We start from the raw sequence: 18,830 nt of genomic DNA, 5'->3' as shown, positions 1-18,830 counted from the left end.
CCACCAGCATAGCGCCGCGCGATGTCGGTCGTGCCGGCCGCTGGCCGGCAATCGTGCGATCGTTCGCAAGGGTTCATGAGGCTGCCGGCCAGCGGCCGGCACTACGATCAGTCCACGCAGATCATGCCCTGCGCCTTGCCCTCATCAATGCGCTGGCGGCAGCCGAAGTTCTGGCGGGCATCGCGCTGGCAGGTGCCGGTGGCGGGGCTGCCAACCGCCACTTCGCCGCCGGCAAGGCACTGGCCCGTGCAGTCGCTCTTGCGGCTGCAGGCCTTGCCGGCATCGGCGTAGGGAATCACGCACTGTTCGCGCTGCAGCCGGCCCAGCCGCTGCAGGGTGCCGCCAGCGGCCTGGCAGTCCACATCGCGCGCTTCGCGGTAGGCCTCGGCCGCTTCGGGACTGGTGGCTGCGGCGGGTGCCGCCGCCGGATTGGCAGCCGGCGGTGCGCTGCTGCAGGCGACAAGCAGCGCGGTCAGGATGAGACTGGTGCAGAGGCGCAGGCGCATGGCGTTACCTGATCCAGTAGGACAGGCCGCCAGCATACGCATCGACCATGCAGGCGGCGTGTCGACGTAGCTCAGGCTTCGTCGCCGTCGTCGCCTTCGTTGCCTTCGTCCTCGGCCGTGGCATCAGCATCGGCCAAGCCGCCCAGCAGGGATTGCGCCTGCTCTGACGCCAGCGACTCCACGCCGCGCAGGCGCCGTTCGATGGTGCGCGTCTTGCGGCTGGCTTCGCCGATGCTGCGGCCGACCGTGGTGATCTGCTTCTCGGCCTTCTCGAGAATGCCGGCGAACTTGCCGAACTCGCTCTTCACCGCACCCAGCAGGCTCCACACCTCGCTGGAACGCTGCTCGATGGCCAGCGTGCGGAAGCCCATCTGCAGGCTGTTGAGCAGCGCGGTGACCGTGGTCGGTCCAGCCACCACCACGCGGTGCTCGCGCTGCAACAGGTCGACCAGGCCCGGGCGCCGGATCACTTCGGCATACAGGCCTTCGGTGGGCAGGAACATCACCGCGAAGTCGGTGGTGTGCGGCGGCGCGATGTACTTGTCGCAGATCGACTTGGCCTGCACGCGCACCGCGCGTTCAAGCTGGATGCCCTGCAGGCGCACGCCCTCGGCGTCACCCTGTTCCTGCGCGTCGAGCAGGCGCTCGTAGTCCTCGCGCGGGAACTTGGAGTCGATCGGCAGCCACACCGGCGTGTCGTCACTGCTGCGGCCCGGCAGGCGCACCGCGATATCGACCATCTCGCCACTGTCCGGGCGTACCTTCACTGCCCGCGCGTACTGTTCCTGGGTGAGCGTCTGTTCGAGGATGTTCTCCAGCTGTACTTCGCCCCAGCTGCCACGGTTCTTGACGTTGGTCAGCACACGCTTGAGATCGCCAACGCCGGTGGCCAGCTGCTGCATCTCGCCAAGACCGCGCTGCACCTGTTCCAGGCGCTCGGAAACCAGCTTGAAGGAGTTGCCCAGGCGTGTTTCCAGCGTCGACTGCAGCTTTTCGTCCACGGTGTGGCGCATCTGCTCCAGCTTCTGCGCATTGTCGTTCTGCAGCGCGCGCAGCTGCTCTTCCAGCGTGGCGCGCATCTCGGCGATGCGCTGTTCGTTGCGCTGGGTCAGTTCCTGCAGGCGCAGGCCAAGGCTTTCGGTCAGGCGCTGCTGCGACTGCGCACCTTCCTCACGACCCTTGCGCGCATCGTCCACCAGGGTCTGGCGCAGCGCGCCCAGCTGGGTATCGGTCCGCCCGGTGAGTTCCTGCAGCTGCTGGCCGAAGGCGTGGATGCGCGCTTCCTGCTGCTGCCCGAAGGTTTCCAGCTGGCCGCGCAGTTCCTGCAGGCGCTGCCCCATGAGTGCGGCGCCACGCTGCTGGCTCTCCGCCGCCTCGGCACGCGCCTTGCGGGCGTCCTCGCCCAGCGCCTCGCGCAGCAGGTCCAGGCGCTGGTCGGTGCGGGTGGACAGATCGGTCAGCGCGCGGGCAAAGCCATCGAGCTGTTCGCGCAGCTCGCTGCGCCCGGCGCGCGCCTCCTCACGCACCGCCTGTTCGAGGCGGTCGTGCGGCGGGCGGCGCAGCAGGGCGACAAGCTGCAGGATGAGCACGGCCAATAGAAGGCCGCCAATGAGCAGATATTCGGTTTGCATGGGGCAAGTGTAGGCTGGCGGAGTCTCAGCTGCTGCGCCAGGACCATGCTCGCTCTGTACGGAAAGCCCACCTCCATCAACGTGCGCAAGGTGCTGTGGCTGTGCGCGGGGCTGGATCTGCCCCCGCGCCACGAGCCTGCGCCACCCGCGGACCTGCTGGCCGCACTGAATCCGAACCGGCAGGTACCGGTCCTGCGCGATGGCGACTTCGTGCTGTGGGAATCCAACAGCATCTGCCGCTACCTGGCCGCCCGCGCCGGCCGTGACGACCTGCTGCCCGCAGCAGCGCAGGCCCGGGCCCGGGTGGAGCAGTGGATGGACTGGCAGTCCAGCGACCTCAACAGCGCCTGGCGCCATGTGTTCATGGCGCGCGTGCGCCAGCATCCGGACTACCCGGACGATGCCCGCGCCGAGGCCAGCCTGGCGCAGTGGAACCGGTTGATGGGGGTGCTTGATGCACAGCTGGCCGCTTCCGACGGCTATGTGGCGGGCGACACCTTTACCCTCGCCGATATCGTGCTGGGGCTGTCGACCCAGCGCTGGCGCAGCACGCCCGGCCACAAGCCCGCGCTGCCACACCTCGCGGCGTGGTTCGAACGCCTGCGCCAGCAGCCCGGTTTCGCCGAACACGTCGACAACGGCGTGGCCTGAGGCAGGGGTCAGATCCCTTTCCCAACGGGAAGGGGATCTGACCCCACGAGCGGCTCCCAAGGGCGCGGGAACAACCAGCGTTACCAGCCTTCCAGCACGATCTTGCCCTTGGCGCGGTGACTCTCCAGCAGCGCATGCGCGCGCCGCAGGTTGGCCGCGTCGATGCGCCCGAAATGCTCGCCCAGGGTGGTCTGCAGCACGCCGGCATCGATCAGCTCGGCCACCCGGTTCAGCAGGTCGTGCTGGCGCTGCATGTCCGCGGTCTTGTACAGCGGGCGGGTGAACATCGACTCCCAGTGCAGTGACAGTGCCTTGCGCTTGAGCGCCATCACGTCCACCTGGCCCGGATCGTCGATCAGGCCGAACTGGCCCTGCGGCGCCAGCAGCTCCACGATCTGCGCGTAGTGCTGGTCGGAGTGGGTCAGGCTGGCCACGTGCTGCACCTCGCTGATGCCCAGCCGTGCCAGTCCCTCGGCCAGCGGCAGGCTGTGGTCGATCACGTGGTGCGCGCCCATCGCATACACCCAGTCCTGGGTGTCCGGGCGCGATGCGGTGCCGATCACCGTCAGTTTCGTCAGCTTCCGCGCCAGCTGCACCAGGATCGAACCGACACCGCCGGCCGCACCGATCACCAGCAGGGTCTGGCCTTCGCCACCGCCCTCGGGGATGCGCAGGCGGTCGAACAGCAGCTCCCAGGCGGTGATTGCAGTCAGTGGCAGCGCGGCGGCGGCGGCATCATCGAGGCTGGCCGGCTTGCGGCCGACGCTGCGCTCGTCCACCAGCTGGTACTCGGCATTGCTGCCCGGGCGGTCGATCACGCCGGCGTAGTAGACCGCGTCGCCAGGCTGGAACAGGGTGACTTCGCTGCCCACCGCGTCGACGATGCCGACCGCATCCCAGCCCAGCACGCGCGGGCCGTCGGTGGCCACGCCGCGGCGGACCTTGGTGTCGACCGGGTTCACCGCCACCGCGCGCACCGCCACCCGCAGGTCGCGTGGGCCGGGCTGCGGCAGTTCCAGTTCGATATCGATCAGGGCCCGGGTGTCGTCGATCGGCAGGCCGGCGTGGGTGTAGGCAATGGCGCGCATGGCAGTGGTCCAGTGGGGAAGGAGTGCACAGGTTGCGCCGCGCACGGTCGCTCAGAAAGGCGCAGAATCGGGCAGCACTTTCACTCCGGCAATGAAGATGATCCGCTTCGACGACCTGCAGTTGTTCGTCCGCACGGCCGCACTGGGCAGCTTCTCGCAGGCGGCCCGCGAGGCCGATCTGTTACCCGGCCAGGTCGCTGCTGCCGTGGCGCGGCTGGAACGCGAACTGGACCTGCGCCTGTTCGTGCGTACCACCCGCAGCCTGCGCCTGACCGGCGAGGGCGCGCTGTACCTGCCGTATGCGCAGGAGGTACTGGCTACCCTGCGCGAAGGGCGGGCCCGCGTACAGGGCGAGGACGCCGAACTGCACGGCACGCTGCAGCTGTCGGCACCGTCGGACTTTGGTCGCAACCTGCTGCTGCCGTGGCTGACCGCATTCCGAGCCGCACATCCACGGCTGCGCCTGCACCTGCGGCTGTCCGATGAAGTGGCCGACGTGTTCCGCGACCCGGTCGACGTGGCCATCCGCATCGGCCACTTCGATGACGCCAGCTACGTCGCCCTGCCCCTGCTCGAAGGCAACCGTCGTGTGCTCGCGGCGTCGCCCGATTACCTGCAGCGACGGGGCACGCCGGTGCGTCTGGACGAACTGCGTGAGCACGATTGCCTGGTCTACCAGCTCAGTGGCCGCGCCTACGATCGCTGGTCGTTCGAGGTCGACGGGCGCCGCACCGTGATCCCGGTGCGCGGCCCGCTGGTCTGCGACGACGCCGACGTGGTGCGGCGCTGGGCGGTGGCCGGCGAAGGCATCACCTACAAATCCTGGCTGGACCTGCGCGAAGACGTGCTGGCCGGACGCCTGCAGCTGCTGCTCGACGGCCTCGGCAGCCACATTCCGCTGCAGCTGGTGTGCCCGCACCGCAAGCAGTTCTCGCCGGCGGTGCGGCAGCTGCATGCGCAGCTGCGCCAGCACCTGCAACCGCTGCTGTCTGGCATGCCCGATGGACTCCCCCACCCCCTGTCGCCCACCCCGGTGCTGGCCGACAATGGCAGCCCCCCGTAAGAGAGAACACCGCCATGCCGTGGATGGGCATCCAGGACCTGTGGACGTTTCTGGTCGCTGTGCTGGTGTTTCTCGCCCTGCCCGGCCCCGGCACCTTCACCCTGCTGACCGCCACCGGTCGGGGCGGCGTGCGCGGCGGCTACACCGCACTGGCCGGACTGCTGGTCGGCGATCAGATCCTGATGTGGCTGGCGCTGGCCGGTGTCGCCGCACTGCTGAAGGCCAACCCCTTGGTCTTCCACGCTGTGCAGTACCTGGGTGCGGCCTACCTGGTATGGGTGGGCATCAGCCTGCTGCGTACGCCGAAGCACGAGGGCGGTGATGCTGGCCCGATCCGCATGCAGCCGGGCCGCTATTTCCAGCAGGCAATCCTGGTCAGCCTGCTCAATCCGAAGGCGATCCTGTTCTACATGGCCTTCCTGCCGCTGTTCATCGATCCGAAGGCGCACCAGGGCATCGCCACCTTCGCGGCGCTGGCCGGGATCATCCTGGTGGTCAGCATCGCCTACTGCTCGATGCTGATCGGTGTGGGCAACCTGGCCCGCCGCCGGTTGATCCAGCATCCGCGCATCAGCGATGCGCTGCGCCGGGTGGCCGGCCTGTTCCTTGTCGGGTTCGGCATCCGGTTGGGGTTGAACGGATGAAGGCCTGGCTGGCAACCGCGGTCGCACTACTGCTCGCCGGCACCGCCTCTGGCACCACCGTGCAGGACCATCGCTGCCTGAGCGGCGGTCGCAATGACAGCATCCACCTGGAATGGCGCTGGCTGAAAGACGGCCGGGCCGATGTGCGCTACGCCGGGCAGCGTGAGCGCCTGCCCCTGCACCGGATCTCGATGGAGACCACGGTGCTGGCCGAAGATCGCCCGTACCAGTTCGACAGCGTCTGGGAAGAACGCATCGACGGACGCCTCAACGGCCGCTACCTGCTGAGCACGCAGGGTGCCCTGGTGCTGGATCTGCGTTACGAACGCGCCCGCGATGGCCGCAGCACCACCTTCCACGACGACCCCGAAGCCTGGCAGGAAGACGGCTGCCGCTGGCCCGGCAGGGTGGCTGAGTGAGCACCATCGACGACGACACCCTGCTGGAGCGCAGCTGGGAGTATCGGGAGGAGACGCTGTACCGGCGGTTGTTCGGCGATACCGGACCGGGGATCTACCCCCTCGACATGGATCTGCTGCGCAACGTCTTCAAGCAGGAGCAGATCGACCCGCGCTGGCTGCATGTCGGCGTCAATGCGTGCCCTCCGCACGGTGATCGACGGCACTGGATCTATGTCAGCACCGGCCTGTCCAACCCCTGGGAAGGGCGGCACGAAGATGGAGATTCGGGGTGGGGCATCGAACTGATGCTTGAGACCCAGGATGAAGCGACGTGGGCGCTGACCACCTTGCGCTGGTTCACCGCGTACCACCTGCTGCTGTGCCACTCACGCATGCCCGGCAATCCGTTGGCGCCATGGGACCGGCTGAAGCTGGGGGGGCCGGTGGATCACGCAGGGAGCATGCTGCAGGCGGCCGTCTTCGTTCCGTCATTGCACTTTCCGGGACCCCAGCAACTGCCATCGGGACGATTCGACTTCCTGCAGCTGCTGCCGTTGACCCTGGACGAGCACGCGTTCGGCCGCGCGCATGGCTTCGAAGTGCTGGTGGCCCAGTTGAGAACCCAAGGTGCGGCGCCGGTGATCGATCCGCAGCGGGTCAGCATCGATCTGGCCCCTGCTCTCGTACTTCAATCGCCTCCGGGCTCGCCTTGAGGGATCGAATCATTTCGAACCCTGCCAGCATTTGTGCCGATTCCGGCAGCGTGGCCGGGGGGCAGCGCGCGCGCCGCCATGCATGACCCCCGTCAGTGGTAATGCTGCGCTGCGTTCGGTCACACTCGGGAACTTGTCGTTCTTAGTCACCCCTTCCGAGGCCTGCATGTCCCTGTTCCGGCGCAAGTCCCTAGATTCCGTCACCGTCCACGAAGCCGGCAGGCGTCTGATCCCGACGCTCAGCTGGCCGCACCTGATCGCGCTGGGTATTGGCGCCATCGTCGGTACCGGCATCTACACGCTGATCGGCGTCGGTGCCAACCTGGCCGGCCCGGCCGTACTGATCTCCTTCGCCATCGCCGGTGCGGTCTGCGCCTGTGCGGCGCTGTCCTACGCCGAGCTGTCGACGATGATGCCGGCCGCCGGCAGTGCCTACACCTACAGCTACAGTGCGCTGGGCGAGGTGTTTGCCTGGGTGGTGGGCTGGAGTCTGATCCTGGAGTACTCGCTGGTGGTGAGTACGGTGGCGGTGGGCTGGTCCGGCTACTTCGTCGGCTTCCTCGAATGGGTCCACACCCAGTTCGGCTGGAACGTGCACCTGCCGGCCTGGCTGGCGGCCGGCCCGCACGTGGAAGGCGGCATGATCAACCTGCCGGCGATCATCATCACCTGGCTGGTGGCCGGCATGCTGATGGCCGGCACCAAGGAAAGCGCCACCCTCAACGCCATCCTGGTGGTGTTCAAGCTGATCGCGCTGGCTATCTTCGTGGCCGTGGCCCTGCCCGCCTTCGACAGCGCCAACCTGCAGCCGTTCATGCCGTATGGCTTCGCCAAGTCGATGGGCCCCGATGGCGTCGAGCACGGCGTGATGGCAGCGGCGGCGATCATCTTCTTCGCCTTCTACGGCTTCGATGCGATCTCCACCGCCGCCGAGGAAACCAAGAACCCGGGCCGCGACCTGTCGATCGGCATCATCGGTTCGATGATCGGCTGCACCATCGTCTACGTGCTGGTGGCGCTGGCCGCCGTGGGTGCGATGAGCTACGCCGTGTTTGGCCACAGCGCCGAGCCGCTGGCGCTGATCATGCGCCAGCTGGGCCATCCGACCGCGGCGATGGTGATCGGCGTGATCGCGATCATCGCCCTGCCGACCGTGCTGCTGGCCTTCCTGTACGGCCAGAGCCGCATCTTCTTCGTGATGAGCCGTGATGGCCTGCTGCCGCGTGGCCTGTCCAAGGTCAACGCGCGCACCGGCACGCCGGTGGCGACCACGCTGTTCACCGCAGTGGTGGTGTCGGCGCTGGCCGGTGTGGCGCGCCTGGACGAGATTGCCGCGCTGGCCAACGCCGGTACCCTGGCCGCGTTCACCGCCGTCGGCATCTGCCTGGTGGTGCTGCGCCTGCGCGAGCCGAACCGCGAGCGCACGTTCCGCACGCCGCTGGCCTTCGTGGTCGGCCCGCTGGCCGCACTGGGCTGCATCTACCTGTTCCTCAGCCTGCCGCACACCACCCAGCTGTATTTCCTGCTGTGGAACGTGGCCGGCCTGGTGCTGTACTTCCTGTACAGCCGTCGCCACGCGCTGATCGCGAAATAACCGGATCACCGGTAGTGCCGGCCGCTGGCCGGCACCTCTCATCCTGTTGATACGGGCAATGCCGGCCAGCGGCCGGCACTACCACAGGGCGGTCAACCGCCCTGCTTTGCCGCATAGTCCTGCGCCTGGCGCATCACCCGCAGCAGGTTGCCGCCCCAGATGCCGGCAATCTGCTGCTCGGTGTAACCCTTGCGCAGCAGCCACGCGGTGATCTTCGGCAGCTGGCTGACATCGGGCAGGTCGCTCAGGCCGCCGCCGCCATCCCAGTCCAGGCCGATGCCCACGTGCTCGGGGCCGACCACCTTGAGGATGTGCTCGAAGTGGGCGAAGAAGTCGTCGAGGCTGGCATGGCGCACCGGGTGCTCGTGGTCCAGCGCCCGTTCGGCCTTCAGCAGGGCAACACCCTGCTCGATGCCCATGCCTTCCCAGCCACCCAGCTGCTTACTCAGCGCTTCCTCGGCCTGCTTGCGCTCGGGCGTCTTTGCGGTGTCGATCAGGTAGCCACCATAGGCGTTCACCTGGATCACGCCGCCGGCCTTGGCCAGCTTGCGCAGGCGCGCATCATCAAGATTGCGCGGGTGGTCGTAGACCGCCTTGGCTGAGCTGTGCGACAGCACGAACGGCACCGGCATCATTGCCAGCAGGTCATCGAACACCGCGTCGGACGCATGCGACTGGTCGATCACGATGCCCAGCTTCACCGCCTGCTGCACCAGGTCCTTGCCGGCCGGGCTCAGGCCTTTCCATTCCGCTCCCTTGGGGTCGGTGGCCGAATCGGCGAACTCGTTGTTGGCGAAGTGCACGGTACTGAGCAGGCGCAGGCCGGCACGGTGGTAGAACGAGAGCAGGCTGGGGTCTTCCACCAGCGGGCTGGCGTTTTCCATGCTGATGTAGACCACGCGCTTGCCGGCGGCCTTGATGCGTGCCGCGTCATCGGCGGTCAATGCCAGCGCGAAACGCTCGGGATTGGCGGCCAGCATTTCGCGGATTTCCAGCAGCCGCTGCAGGCCATGGTCACGCTCGGCGAGGTGCGCGGCTGGGCTGCGGTCGCCCTGATCGGTGTAGATGGCCCAGAAGCCACCGTCCAGCGCGCCCTCGACCATGCGCGGGTAGTCCACCTGCGAGAGTGCGTTGCGGTCGTGGCGCTGCTCGATGTCGAAGCCGGTCCGGCCGAAATTGGCCGGCGTATCCAGATGGCTGTCGAGTGTGACCAGGCGCTGCTGCAGCGCCTTGGCGCGGGCCAGTTCCTGTGCGCTGAACTCGATGGCATGAGCCGACAGCGGCGCACACAGCGCCAGGGCAAGCACGACGGACAGGTGGCGCAACGATGGCATGGGCTCTCACCGGCAATGGGAAGAGCCCGACCATAGCGCTGCAGCCAGCAGATTTGTAGAGTCGGGCTCACGCTCGGCTGCCAGGCACCGCGAGTCGAGCATGAATCGTATTCACGGCCCAGCGGCCAGCTTCCCGCGCATTGCGATGCGTTCGAAACAATGGCGCCCCCAGGATCAGGTGGCGCGGCTCGCCTCTACATCGTCCCGCGGTCAGTCGACCACGCGGCAGAACACGGCCTTCAGGTAACGCGATTCCTGCACGTGGGCCATGAACGGATGGTCCGGACCCGCACCAGCGACCTTCAGGATCTGGATCGTGCGGCCGGAGAAATAGGCCGCGCGGCGCAGCATGTCGAGGAACTGGTCCTCGGCCACCAGGCCGGTGCAGGAGAACGTGGCGAACAGGCCGCCCGGCTTGACCACGCCCAGCGCCAGCTTGTTCATGTCCAGGTACTTCTTCAGCGCGGTGATGACCTGGTCGCGGTCGCGGGTCATCTTCGCCGGATCCAGGATCACCACGTCGTACTGCTCGCCGCGGTTGGCGGCGTCGCGCAGCCACGGGAAGATGTCGGACTGGATGAACTTCGGGCGCACGTTGTTCAGGCGCGAATTGCCCTTGGCGATCTGGATGACGTCCTCATCGATGTCGATGCCGACCACTTCCGAAGCGCCACGCGCAGCGGCATACACGGCGAAACCGCCGGTGTTGCAGCACAGGTCCAGCACGCTCTTGCCTTCCACCTGCTGGCTCAGCCACTCGCGGTTCTCGCGCTGGTCGGCGAAGAAACCGGTCTTGTGCGCGCCGGCCGGGTCGGCGCGGAACTTGATGCCGTACTCGGTGATCACCGACGCTTCGGTGGTGGTGTTGCCGTGGAAGTCGAAGCTCTCCTGCTTCTGTACGTGTTCGTCGGCGAAGCTGTGGAAACGGCAGCCCGGGAACTGCTCGCGCAGGGCGTCGTAGATCCATTCGCGGTGGCGGAACATGCCGGCGGCGAAGAACTCGACCACCACCAGGTCGCCGTAGCGATCCACCACCAGGCCGGACAGGCCGTCGCCTTCGCTGTGCACCACGCGCCAGGCGTCGGAGACCGCGTCGAGCTTCAGCACCTCACGGCGCAGCGACACCGCCTGGGCGATCTTGCGCGAGAACCAGCCGGCATCGACCGGCACGTTCTGGTCGGTTTCGAGGATGCGCACGGCGATGCGCGAGTGCCCGTTGTAGAACCCGCGGCCAATGAACTCGCCATCGATGCCGACCACGTCGACGATGGAACCGGGCTTGGGCCGGACGGTCGGTTTCTCGACCAGTTTCTGGAAGATCCACGGGTGGCTGGAACGCCACGCATTCTTGAGGCGGACAATCGGAAGGGGGGTATTCATCCACCCATTGTAAACCGGGTGCCGGGGTCGGATCCCCGCAGGGGCTCTGACCCCAGTGTGGCGACGATGGGGTCGGAGCCCCTTTGGGGATCCGACCCCTGGCCTCCCCATTTGACGGCGGCGGGGCCAGACGGCAGAATCGGCGCCAGAAGGGGAGTAGCTCCCAGACGTTGTCGCCGTCATTTCGAGCCCGCAGGCTCCGGTGCAACGGCAGTTCCAGCCGACTGGAACTGCGAGCGAGACCTTCGCCGTACTGGCGAAGCTCTGTCCCTGGATCCCCCTCCCGATCCTCCGTTGCAGATCCTCGCCGTCCGGCCTGGCATTCATCTTTCCAACGGACATTCCCAATGCAGACGATCGGTAACGTGTGGTTGTGGGGCGGCTTCGCAGCGGTGGTGGTCATCGCCCTGCTGGTCGACCTCGTGTTGATGCGCCATGGTGGACCGCACAAGGTCACCTTCAAGGAGGCCCTGTGGTGGTCCATCGGCTGGGTAGCGCTGGCCCTGCTGTTCAATGCGGGCCTCTGGTACTACCTGAATGAAACCGCCGGCCAGGTGGTGGCCAACAAGGTCGGCCTCGAATTCCTGACCGGCTACCTGGTCGAGAAGGCGCTGGCGGTCGACAACATCTTTGTGTTCCTGATGATCATGAGCTACTTCGCGGTGCCGGAGGAGCAGCGCCAGAAGGTGCTGATCATCGGCATCCTGGGCGCGATCGTGCTGCGTACGATCATGATCTTCGCCGGCAGCGTGCTGATCAGCCAGTTCCATTGGCTGCTCTACGTGTTCGGCGCCTTCCTGCTGTTCACCGGCTGGAAGATGTGGTTCGCCGCCGGCCAGGAGCCGGACCTGGAAACCAATCCCGCCCTGCGCTGGATGCGCAAGCACCTGCGCCTGCTGCCGGACTATGCCGGCAACGCACTGAGCGTGAAGCGCGACGGCGTGCGCTGGTTCACCCCGCTGTTCGCGGTGCTGATCCTGATCGCGGTCACCGACGTTATCTTCGCCGTGGACAGCATCCCGGCGATTTTCGCGATCACCACCGACCCGTTCATCGTGCTCACCTCCAACGTATTCGCGGTGCTGGGCCTGCGCGCGATGTTCTTCCTGCTGGCCGGCATGGCCGACCGCTTCCACCTGCTGCCGTATGGCCTGGCGCTGGTGCTGGGCTTCATCGGCATCAAGATGATGATCATCGACCTGTTCAAGATCCCGACGCCGGTGTCGCTGGGCGTGGTCGCGGTGATCATCGCCGCCACCGTGGTACTGAGCCTGAAGTACCCGCCGAAGGAAGGCTCCGGCCACGCCTGATCATGGCCGGCCGGCGGGATTGTCCCGCCGGCCTCACCCACTCTCCCGTTGCGGTGGCCTTGGTTTCGCGCCAGTCACCGCCATTGCTGAGGTATGGACAACAACGCGCCCCTGCCCGCCGGCGACGTACCGGCCCCCCGCAATGACCGCTCGCGCATCCTGCGGGCGTTCAATGTCAGCCTGGCCGCCGTGCTGGTGCTGGTGGCCGTGTTCGCCCTGCAGGGCACCTTCGACTGGCGGCCCTGGGCGGTCGCGCCGCTGGAAGCCAAGGGCCTGCTTGGCCTGATCGGCGGCCCGATGCTGCATGCCTCGGTCGAGCACATCGCCGCCAACAGCATCGCGATCCTGATCCTGGGCACGCTGGCCGGCAGCGTCTACCCGAAAGCCACCGTGCGCGCCCTGCCCCTGCTGTGGCTGGGCTCGGGCATCGGTGCGTGGATGCTGGGCAATCCGGGCAGCGTGCACCTGGGCGCCAGCGGCGTCACCCATGGCCTGATGTTCCTGCTGGCCAGCCTGGGCCTGCTGCGCCGCGACCGTGCAGCGATTGCCACCGGCCTGATCGGCATGCTGTTCTACGGCGGCATGCTGATGACCATCCTGCCGCACGCCGACGGCGTGTCCTGGCAGTCGCACATGGGCGGCGCCTTCGCCGGCATCATCGCCGCGCTGCTGTTCCGCAACGCCGACCCGCTGCCGCCGCGCCCGCGCTACAGCTGGGAAGACGAAGAAGACGAGGCCGAACCGCTGGCCGACGACGAGCTGGAACCGCCGTCACCGCAGCGCGTGCCGGTGCTGTGGCAGCCGCGCGAAGGTCAGGACTACGTGGTGATCCCGTTCCGCCGGCCAGACGAGCCGCGCGGCTGAAAATGCCCCGGTAGTGCCGGCCGCTGGCCGGCACCCTCATGAACCGGTAGTGGCCGACCTTGGTCGGCGCGGTTGTAGTGTGCCAACCAAGGTTGGCACCTACCAGAGTCCGTCAGTTCGCCGCATTCCCCGCCGCGCCCATGCCATCCACCGCCTGCCGGCCCAGTGCCGGGTCATCGGTGAAGAGGGCATCGATGCCGGTGGCCAGATAGGCACGCATCTCGGCAATCGAACCCTCGGCATTGCGCGCGTTGTCGGCGCCCTTGCGCAGGTTGCTGGCCTGGAAGTGGTTCTCCGGACGGAAGGTGTACGGAATCACCATCAGACCCACTGCATGTGCGTCCTGTACCAGCGTGGTCGGAGTGCTCAGCGCGCCCTTGGCGTCCAGCGGAATGATCGAGCGCAGTTCCGGGCCGATGCTGTCGGCGTAGCTGGCGATGTCCTTCAGTCCTGCCGGCGTCATCATCTGCGCGTAGGTCAGCTTGCCACCGGCCTTGGCGATGTCGGCCGGCTGGGTGTCGCCCTTCCACAGCAGTTGCAGCAGGCGGATGTTGCTGCCGCGCGGGATCTTGCCGCGCAGGTAGCGCAGGTTGGCGGTCTCGAACGACTGGATGGTGACCGGGCCGACGTTGGTATAGGCATTGCCACGCAGCGCGGTCAGGAGCTTGTCTTCCATCGGCAGGCCGATCGACTGGAAGTAGGTCGGGTGCTTGATCTCCGGCACCAGGCCGATGCCACGGTTGGCACGCCCGGCCTGCTGGACCAGGAATGCGAGGATCTCGTCCAGGCTGGCGATGCGGAACTGGCCGTCATAGGCGGTGCTGCGCAGTTCCGGCAGGCGCTCGCGCGCGTACAGGGTCTTCAGCTCGGCCAGGGTGAAGTCTTCGGTGAACCAGCCGTCCACCTTCTGCCCGTCGATGACCTTGCTGGTGCGGCGGCTGGCGAACTCCGGATGCGAGGCCACATCAGTGGTGCCGCTGATCTCGTTCTCGTGGCGGGCCACCATCACTCCGTCCCTGGTCATCACCAGGTCCGGCTCGATGTAGTCGGCGCCATCGGCGATCGCCTGCGCATAGGCGGCCAGGGTGTGCTCGGGCAGCAACGCGCTCGCCCCGCGATGGCCATAGACCGACACCTTGTGCGCGGCCGAGGTGGAGGATTCAGCACTCATGGCCACCGATGGTGCCACGGCCAGCGACAACAGCAACGCACAACCCCACGACTTCACTGCGACTTCCCCAAGCGGTATGTGATGGGCGTCAGTATGCGGCGGCAATGTGACAGGTGGGGGACCTGGGGTCGGATCCCCGCAGGGGCTCCGACCCCGTAGCGATCCCGGGGAGCTCGTTCGGCTGGGTTGCCGGCCAGCGGCCGGCACTACCAAGGCTTACTTGCCGATGCAGAAACTGGAGAAGATCCTTCCCAGCAGATCATCGGCACTCATCTGCCCAGTGATCTCACCCAGCGCGTCATGCGCCAGCCGCAGTTCCTCGGCGGCCAGCTCCAGGTGCTCGTGCGCCAGCTCGCCATCGGCGCGCTGCGCATGTTCCTGCGCACGTTCGATTGCATCCACATGGCGCGTGCGCGCGGAGAACTCGCCATCCACCTGCTCCCCTGCCCCGGCCGAAGCGATCGAACGCAGACGCGCGTGCAGATCGTCGAGCCCGGCGCCGGTGGCGGCCGAAACGAACACGCGGTCCGGATCGTCCAGCGACGGCAACGCCTCCAGCAGGTCCGACTTGTTGTGGATGTAGACCTTGTGCGGCACCGCCGCCACGGCCTCGCCCAGCGCCGCTTCGCCAGCCGCCGGATCGCGCGCATCCAGCACGATCAGCGCCAGATCGGTGCGCTCGATTTCCACGTGGGCGCGGCGCATGCCTTCGCGTTCGATGGCGTCACCCCCGTCGCGCAGGCCGGCGGTGTCGACCAGGGTCAGCTCCAGGCCGTCCAGGCGGATGGTCTCGCGCAGGGTGTCGCGGGTGGTACCGGCGATGTCGGTGACGATGGCGCGTTCGCTGCCGGCCAGCGCGTTGAGCAGTGAACTCTTGCCGGCGTTCGGCGGACCGATCAGCACCGCGTGCAGGCCATCGCGCAGGCGACGGCCGCGTTCGGCATCGCGGCGCAGCAGGGCCAGATCGCTGCGCGCCTGTTCCAGCCCACGCCGCACCTGCGCGCCACCGAGCGTATCCAGCGGTTCGTCGGCAAAATCGATGGCCGCTTCCACGTGGATGCGCAGCAGCACCAGCTGCTCGACCACGGCGTCGATGCGGCGCGAGAACACGCCATCCAGCGAGCGACGTGCCGCGCGCGCGGCGCGGTTGTCGCCCGCGGCGATCAGGTCGGCGATGGCCTCGGCCTGGGCCAGGTCGAGCTTGCCGTTGAGGAATGCCCGTTCACTGAACTCACCCGGCCGCGCCTGGCGCGCGCCGAGCGCGATGCAGCGCGCGACCAGCTGCTGCAGCAGCACCGGGCTGCCGTGGCCCTGCAGTTCCACCACTTCCTCGCCGGTGAAGCTGTTCGGTGCCGGGAACCACAGCACGATGCCATCGTCGATGACCTCGCCGTCGGCATCACGCAGGCGCGCGTAGTGCGCGTGGCGCGGACGCAGTGCAGGTGCACCCAGTGCATTGGCGATGGCCGCAGCACGCGGGCCGGACAGGCGCAGCAGGCCGACACCGCCGGCGCCAGGGGCGCTGGCGATGGCGACGATGGTGTCGGTGCGGATCGCGTCGTTCATGGCTCAGAGCTTCTCCAGCTGTGCGCGCGCCTGGGCCGCGCCACTGCCCTGCGGCTGCAACGCCAGGTAGGTGGTGTAGGCCTGCTTGGCCTTGGCCTTGTCGCCGGCGTTGAAGTAGGCATCACCCAGGTTGAGATAGGCCACTGCACGCGAGGGGTCGATCTTCAGCGTGTTCTCCAGCCAGCGCGCAGCTTCGGCATAGCGCTGCTGGCGGTAGTAGACGAAGCCGAGGTTGTTGGCGGCCTGGGCGAAGTCCGGACGCAGCTTCAGTGCCTCGGTGAACTGCGCCACCGCCTCGTCGTACTGCTTCTCGCGGTACAGCTGCAGGCCGCGGTCATTGGCCTGCTGCGCGCGCTGGCGATCCGACGCCGGGCCCGCAGTGGGCACCACCAGCTTGGCCTTGCCGCCCTGCAGGTCGGCCACCGTCACCGGCGCCTGGCTGCCCTTGGCTTCGCTGGCGGCTTCAACCTTGTTGTTCAGTGCGATCGCATCGGCGGTCAACTGGCGCGTATCGGCATTGAGGAACTCCTGGCTGTCCGGCACCTGGAACACGAACTCGCCGCCCTGCGAACCGGGCAGGCTGCCGAAGGCCGGGGTCTGGTGTGAAACGGCTGAGACGGCCGGCGCAACGTAGGCGGCCAGTTCGGTACCGGTGATCAGCCCATCGCCGTTGAGGTCGCCCTTGCCGGCCAATGCCTGCAGCAGCACCCAGGTGAACACCGAGTGGCCGTTCGGACCGGCGTCGGCCACCTGCTGGTCGGCACCGCCGGCGGTCAGCATCTGCCGCGCGCTGCGCCGCGCGTTCTCGCGCAGGAACGACGACGACGATGGACCGCCACGGGTCAGGCCCAGGCCGCTGTAGCAGGCATCCATCACGAACATCACGTGCTTGGCCTGCATGCTCTCGGCGATGTTCTGGATGTCGGTCATCGCGATGGCGTCGGTAGCGAATTCCTTCGGGTCCGAATCGACCGGGATGATGTAGCCGAGGTCGCGCCCGGAGGCGAGCTGGCGGGTCGCGCCGTGGCCGGCGAAGAACACGAACACGCGATCGTTCTTGCCAGTGCGGTCATCGGCCAGGCGGTCGTGGAAGGCAGCCAGGATGTTGTTGCGCGTGGCCTGCTCGTTCTTCAGCACGATCACCTGCGAGGACGGGAAGCCGAACTGCCCGGTCAGGGTATCGGCCACCGCCTGCGCATCGTGGCTGGCGTACTCCAGCTTCGGCCACTTGGCGTAGTTGTCGATGCCGACCACGATTGCCCAGGACTTCTCGTAGCCGGTGGTGACGGTGGCGGCACCGGTATCGCCCTTGCGCGCACGGGCGACCGTGAAGTCGCGGCCGTTCCAGCCAGCGAACTGGTAGCCATCGGCGATCAGCCGGTCGAGGATCTGCGGCAGCGCCTTCACCGCACGATCGTGAATGTCGTGGAACAGGATGATGCCGCGCTGTTCCTTGTTCACCTGGTCGAGCACGCGCTGGACGATCGATTCCGGCACCGGGTCGGCCCAGTCCATCGAGTCGATGTTCCACATGATCGACTTCAGCCCGGCTTCGTTGAGCAGCTGCAGGCCGTCGGCATTGCGTGCGCCATAGGGGAAGCGGAACAGCGGCGCGCGCTTGCTGTCGACATCCTTCAGCAGCGTGTCGGTGTCCAGCACCTGCTGGCGCAGCGCGTCACCGGTGGTCCGCGACAGCTGGGCGTGGGTCAGGCTGTGATTGCCGACCGCATAGCCCTCTTCCATCAGGTTGCGGCTGATCTTCGCCATCGGGCCGAGGCTGACCTTGCCGTCGGCCTCGACCTTGCCCAGGTTGCGGCCCACTTCGAAGAACACGCCCGGCACGTCGTAGCGCTTGAGGATGGCCACCACTTCATCGGTATAGGCCTTGTGCGGGCCATCGTCGAAGGTGAGCACAACGGTCTTGGCCGGCAGGTCGCGGCCGAAGATCTCGCGGTCGCTGTCCTTCATCGACATCGGGTACGGCTCGATCACGCCGTAGTCACGCAGGATCGCTTCGCGGCTGTAGTCCTTGTGCAGGTGGGCGATGTAGTCGTCCCACTTCTCACGCTTCAGTTCGATGGCGCGGGTGCGCTCGAAACGGCTGAAGATGCGGGTCAGTTCCTGGTTGTAGTTGCGCTCGATCTCATCAAGCGCCTCCAGGTCCTCACCGATGCGCTGGTGCAGCTTCACCGCCGGCAGCGACGAATCGGTGCCGACCCGTTCATGCAGGTCACGCAGCACTTCGCGGAAGGCCAGGCGGTCGGCGTCGAACAGTTCCGGCGCCAACTCGATGTAGTCCAGCACGGTGCCGAGGGTGGCGAAGCGCTGCGGACTGGAGCCGCGCAGCAGCGTGTCGAACTGCGCGGCGATGGCCGTGCGCTGTTCCAGGCCATCGTGGAACAGCTGCTGGCCCACGCGCGTGGAGGTACCGCGGTCGGCAGCCGACTGCTGTTCCTCGTCGGCCAGCAGCACGATGATGCGGCGGTAGCCGTCGAGCTGCTTCTGCAGCGCGGCCAGCAACGATGCAGCGGCGGGATCGGCGGCGGCCGCGGCCTGCGCGCTGGGCTGGGTGACCGTGGTCGCCGGCGCCTTCGCGTCGTTGTCGCCACAGCCGGCAACGACCAGGGTCAACAACAGCGACGGCAGGAACAGGCGGAACGACGACGCACGCTGCATGGTGGACTCGAAGGTGGGAGGAACGGTGTGCCGGCGATTCTAACGCCGCATGCGAAAAGCCCGCCTTGCGGCGGGCTTCTCATCGACCGGGGCGGTAGTAGAGTCGACTGTTAGTTGTGTAAACCCACCACGTTGTTCAGCAGGACTCTGGAAATAGGTGGCTGGCCACCGATCCCCATGTGAGGGCGGTGCCAGTTGTAGTGGTGCAGCCATTGGGTCAGCACGGAATTGCGCTGGT

17 protein-coding genes are annotated in these 18,830 nt (G+C 67.3%); 8 read left to right on the top strand and 9 right to left on the bottom strand.

All coding sequences use genetic code 11. The features are described from left to right. Positions 1-107: 107 nt before the first annotated feature. Positions 108-506 carry a hypothetical protein gene (locus tag AC5P9L_RS20215; RefSeq protein ID WP_005411711.1) on the bottom strand — a complete coding sequence of 133 codons (399 nt, stop codon included), beginning with the start codon at positions 504-506 and terminating at the stop codon, positions 108-110. Between the two features lie 71 nt (positions 507-577). After that, complete coding sequence (locus AC5P9L_RS20210) at positions 578-2,137, bottom strand: DNA recombination protein RmuC (RefSeq protein WP_005411712.1); 1,560 nt, start codon at positions 2,135-2,137, stop codon at positions 578-580. A gap of 45 nt (positions 2,138-2,182) precedes the next feature. Between AC5P9L_RS20210 and AC5P9L_RS20205 the strand changes: the two genes are divergently transcribed. Next, on the top strand, positions 2,183-2,788 hold the full coding sequence (locus AC5P9L_RS20205) for a glutathione S-transferase family protein (protein ID WP_049432471.1): 606 nt from the start codon (positions 2,183-2,185) through the stop codon (positions 2,786-2,788). A gap of 80 nt (positions 2,789-2,868) precedes the next feature. On the opposite strand, the gene AC5P9L_RS20200 is transcribed toward AC5P9L_RS20205, so the two are convergent. Continuing rightward, positions 2,869-3,876 (bottom strand): zinc-binding alcohol dehydrogenase family protein, encoded by a 1,008-nt coding sequence (locus AC5P9L_RS20200; protein ID WP_059035992.1) that lies wholly within the window; start codon positions 3,874-3,876, stop codon positions 2,869-2,871. Positions 3,877-3,967: 91 nt separating this feature from the next. Here AC5P9L_RS20200 and AC5P9L_RS20195 point away from each other — a divergent pair, with 91 nt between their 5' ends. The 5 genes from AC5P9L_RS20195 (at position 3,968) to AC5P9L_RS20175 (ending at position 8,291) form a co-directional block, all read left to right on the top strand. Next, entirely contained in the window at positions 3,968-4,939 is a 972-nt protein-coding gene (locus tag AC5P9L_RS20195) for a LysR family transcriptional regulator (protein WP_262095227.1), read from the top strand. Between the two features lie 14 nt (positions 4,940-4,953). Continuing rightward, on the top strand, positions 4,954-5,583 hold the full coding sequence (gene leuE / locus AC5P9L_RS20190; protein WP_005411716.1) for a leucine efflux protein LeuE: 630 nt from the start codon (positions 4,954-4,956) through the stop codon (positions 5,581-5,583). After that, the gene (locus AC5P9L_RS20185) at positions 5,580-6,002 is read left to right on the top strand and encodes a hypothetical protein (RefSeq protein WP_005411717.1); all 423 of its coding nucleotides are present in this window, start codon (positions 5,580-5,582) and stop codon (positions 6,000-6,002) included. Before leuE ends, AC5P9L_RS20185 begins: the two co-directional genes overlap by 4 nt. Next, a complete protein-coding gene (locus AC5P9L_RS20180) occupies positions 5,999-6,697 on the top strand; it encodes a suppressor of fused domain protein (protein WP_005411718.1) in 699 nt (232 codons plus the stop codon). Before AC5P9L_RS20185 ends, AC5P9L_RS20180 begins: the two co-directional genes overlap by 4 nt. A 166-nt stretch (positions 6,698-6,863) precedes the next feature. Continuing rightward, a complete protein-coding gene (locus AC5P9L_RS20175) occupies positions 6,864-8,291 on the top strand; it encodes an amino acid permease (protein ID WP_005411719.1) in 1,428 nt (475 codons plus the stop codon). A gap of 92 nt (positions 8,292-8,383) precedes the next feature. Here the strand turns inward: AC5P9L_RS20175 and AC5P9L_RS20170 are convergent, their stop codons facing one another. Together AC5P9L_RS20170 and AC5P9L_RS20165 are read right to left on the bottom strand one after the other, a co-directional pair. Beyond that, complete coding sequence (locus AC5P9L_RS20170; protein ID WP_043035318.1) at positions 8,384-9,625, bottom strand: dipeptidase; 1,242 nt, start codon at positions 9,623-9,625, stop codon at positions 8,384-8,386. Positions 9,626-9,835: 210 nt separating this feature from the next. Continuing rightward, a complete protein-coding gene (locus AC5P9L_RS20165) occupies positions 9,836-11,005 on the bottom strand; it encodes a class I SAM-dependent rRNA methyltransferase (protein WP_005411721.1) in 1,170 nt (389 codons plus the stop codon). A 347-nt stretch (positions 11,006-11,352) separates the two neighbouring features. Here AC5P9L_RS20165 and AC5P9L_RS20160 point away from each other — a divergent pair, with 347 nt between their 5' ends. Continuing rightward, positions 11,353-12,315 (top strand): TerC family protein, encoded by a 963-nt coding sequence (locus tag AC5P9L_RS20160; RefSeq protein ID WP_005411722.1) that lies wholly within the window; start codon positions 11,353-11,355, stop codon positions 12,313-12,315. A 93-nt stretch (positions 12,316-12,408) separates the two neighbouring features. Further along, a complete protein-coding gene (locus AC5P9L_RS20155; protein WP_059033054.1) occupies positions 12,409-13,179 on the top strand; it encodes a rhomboid family intramembrane serine protease in 771 nt (256 codons plus the stop codon). 112 nt (positions 13,180-13,291) lie between these two features. On the opposite strand, the gene AC5P9L_RS20150 is transcribed toward AC5P9L_RS20155, so the two are convergent. The 4 genes from AC5P9L_RS20150 to AC5P9L_RS20135 all read right to left on the bottom strand — a co-directional run. Further along, positions 13,292-14,407 carry a glycerophosphodiester phosphodiesterase gene (locus AC5P9L_RS20150; protein WP_099498098.1) on the bottom strand — a complete coding sequence of 372 codons (1,116 nt, stop codon included), beginning with the start codon at positions 14,405-14,407 and terminating at the stop codon, positions 13,292-13,294. Between the two features lie 159 nt (positions 14,408-14,566). Further along, positions 14,567-15,916 (bottom strand): tRNA uridine-5-carboxymethylaminomethyl(34) synthesis GTPase MnmE, encoded by a 1,350-nt coding sequence (mnmE, locus tag AC5P9L_RS20145; protein ID WP_024958544.1) that lies wholly within the window; start codon positions 15,914-15,916, stop codon positions 14,567-14,569. Positions 15,917-15,919: 3 nt separating this feature from the next. Then, on the bottom strand, positions 15,920-18,592 hold the full coding sequence (locus AC5P9L_RS20140) for a polysaccharide deacetylase family protein (RefSeq protein WP_262101747.1): 2,673 nt from the start codon (positions 18,590-18,592) through the stop codon (positions 15,920-15,922). 110 nt (positions 18,593-18,702) lie between these two features. Further along, on the bottom strand, positions 18,703-18,830 hold a 128-nt coding region (locus tag AC5P9L_RS20135), incomplete at its 5' end, for an integrase core domain-containing protein (RefSeq protein ID WP_146257439.1).

The sequence above is a fragment of the Stenotrophomonas sp. YJH_SMC_64 genome (assembly GCF_059371375.1).
Note: the sequence above shows the minus strand (reverse complement) of the source record. Positions and strands in the feature narration are given on the sequence as shown.

What these genes read in the sequence shown, in the direction of transcription:
- AC5P9L_RS20215 (WP_005411711.1), bottom strand. Translation starts at nt 506, where the DNA reads ATGCGCCTGCGCCTCTGCACCAGTCTCATCCTGACCGCGCTGCTTGTC.
- AC5P9L_RS20210 (WP_005411712.1), bottom strand. Translation starts at nt 2,137, where the DNA reads ATGCAAACCGAATATCTGCTCATTGGCGGCCTTCTATTGGCCGTGCTC.
- AC5P9L_RS20205 (WP_049432471.1), top strand. Translation starts at nt 2,183, where the DNA reads ATGCTCGCTCTGTACGGAAAGCCCACCTCCATCAACGTGCGCAAGGTG.
- AC5P9L_RS20200 (WP_059035992.1), bottom strand. Translation starts at nt 3,876, where the DNA reads ATGCGCGCCATTGCCTACACCCACGCCGGCCTGCCGATCGACGACACC.
- AC5P9L_RS20195 (WP_262095227.1), top strand. Translation starts at nt 3,968, where the DNA reads ATGAAGATGATCCGCTTCGACGACCTGCAGTTGTTCGTCCGCACGGCC.
- leuE (WP_005411716.1), top strand. Translation starts at nt 4,954, where the DNA reads ATGCCGTGGATGGGCATCCAGGACCTGTGGACGTTTCTGGTCGCTGTG.
- AC5P9L_RS20185 (WP_005411717.1), top strand. Translation starts at nt 5,580, where the DNA reads ATGAAGGCCTGGCTGGCAACCGCGGTCGCACTACTGCTCGCCGGCACC.
- AC5P9L_RS20175 (WP_005411719.1), top strand. Translation starts at nt 6,864, where the DNA reads ATGTCCCTGTTCCGGCGCAAGTCCCTAGATTCCGTCACCGTCCACGAA.
- AC5P9L_RS20170 (WP_043035318.1), bottom strand. Translation starts at nt 9,625, where the DNA reads ATGCCATCGTTGCGCCACCTGTCCGTCGTGCTTGCCCTGGCGCTGTGT.
- AC5P9L_RS20165 (WP_005411721.1), bottom strand. Translation starts at nt 11,005, where the DNA reads ATGAATACCCCCCTTCCGATTGTCCGCCTCAAGAATGCGTGGCGTTCC.
- AC5P9L_RS20160 (WP_005411722.1), top strand. Translation starts at nt 11,353, where the DNA reads ATGCAGACGATCGGTAACGTGTGGTTGTGGGGCGGCTTCGCAGCGGTG.
- AC5P9L_RS20155 (WP_059033054.1), top strand. Translation starts at nt 12,409, where the DNA reads ATGGACAACAACGCGCCCCTGCCCGCCGGCGACGTACCGGCCCCCCGC.
- mnmE (WP_024958544.1), bottom strand. Translation starts at nt 15,916, where the DNA reads ATGAACGACGCGATCCGCACCGACACCATCGTCGCCATCGCCAGCGCC.
- AC5P9L_RS20140 (WP_262101747.1), bottom strand. Translation starts at nt 18,592, where the DNA reads ATGCAGCGTGCGTCGTCGTTCCGCCTGTTCCTGCCGTCGCTGTTGTTG.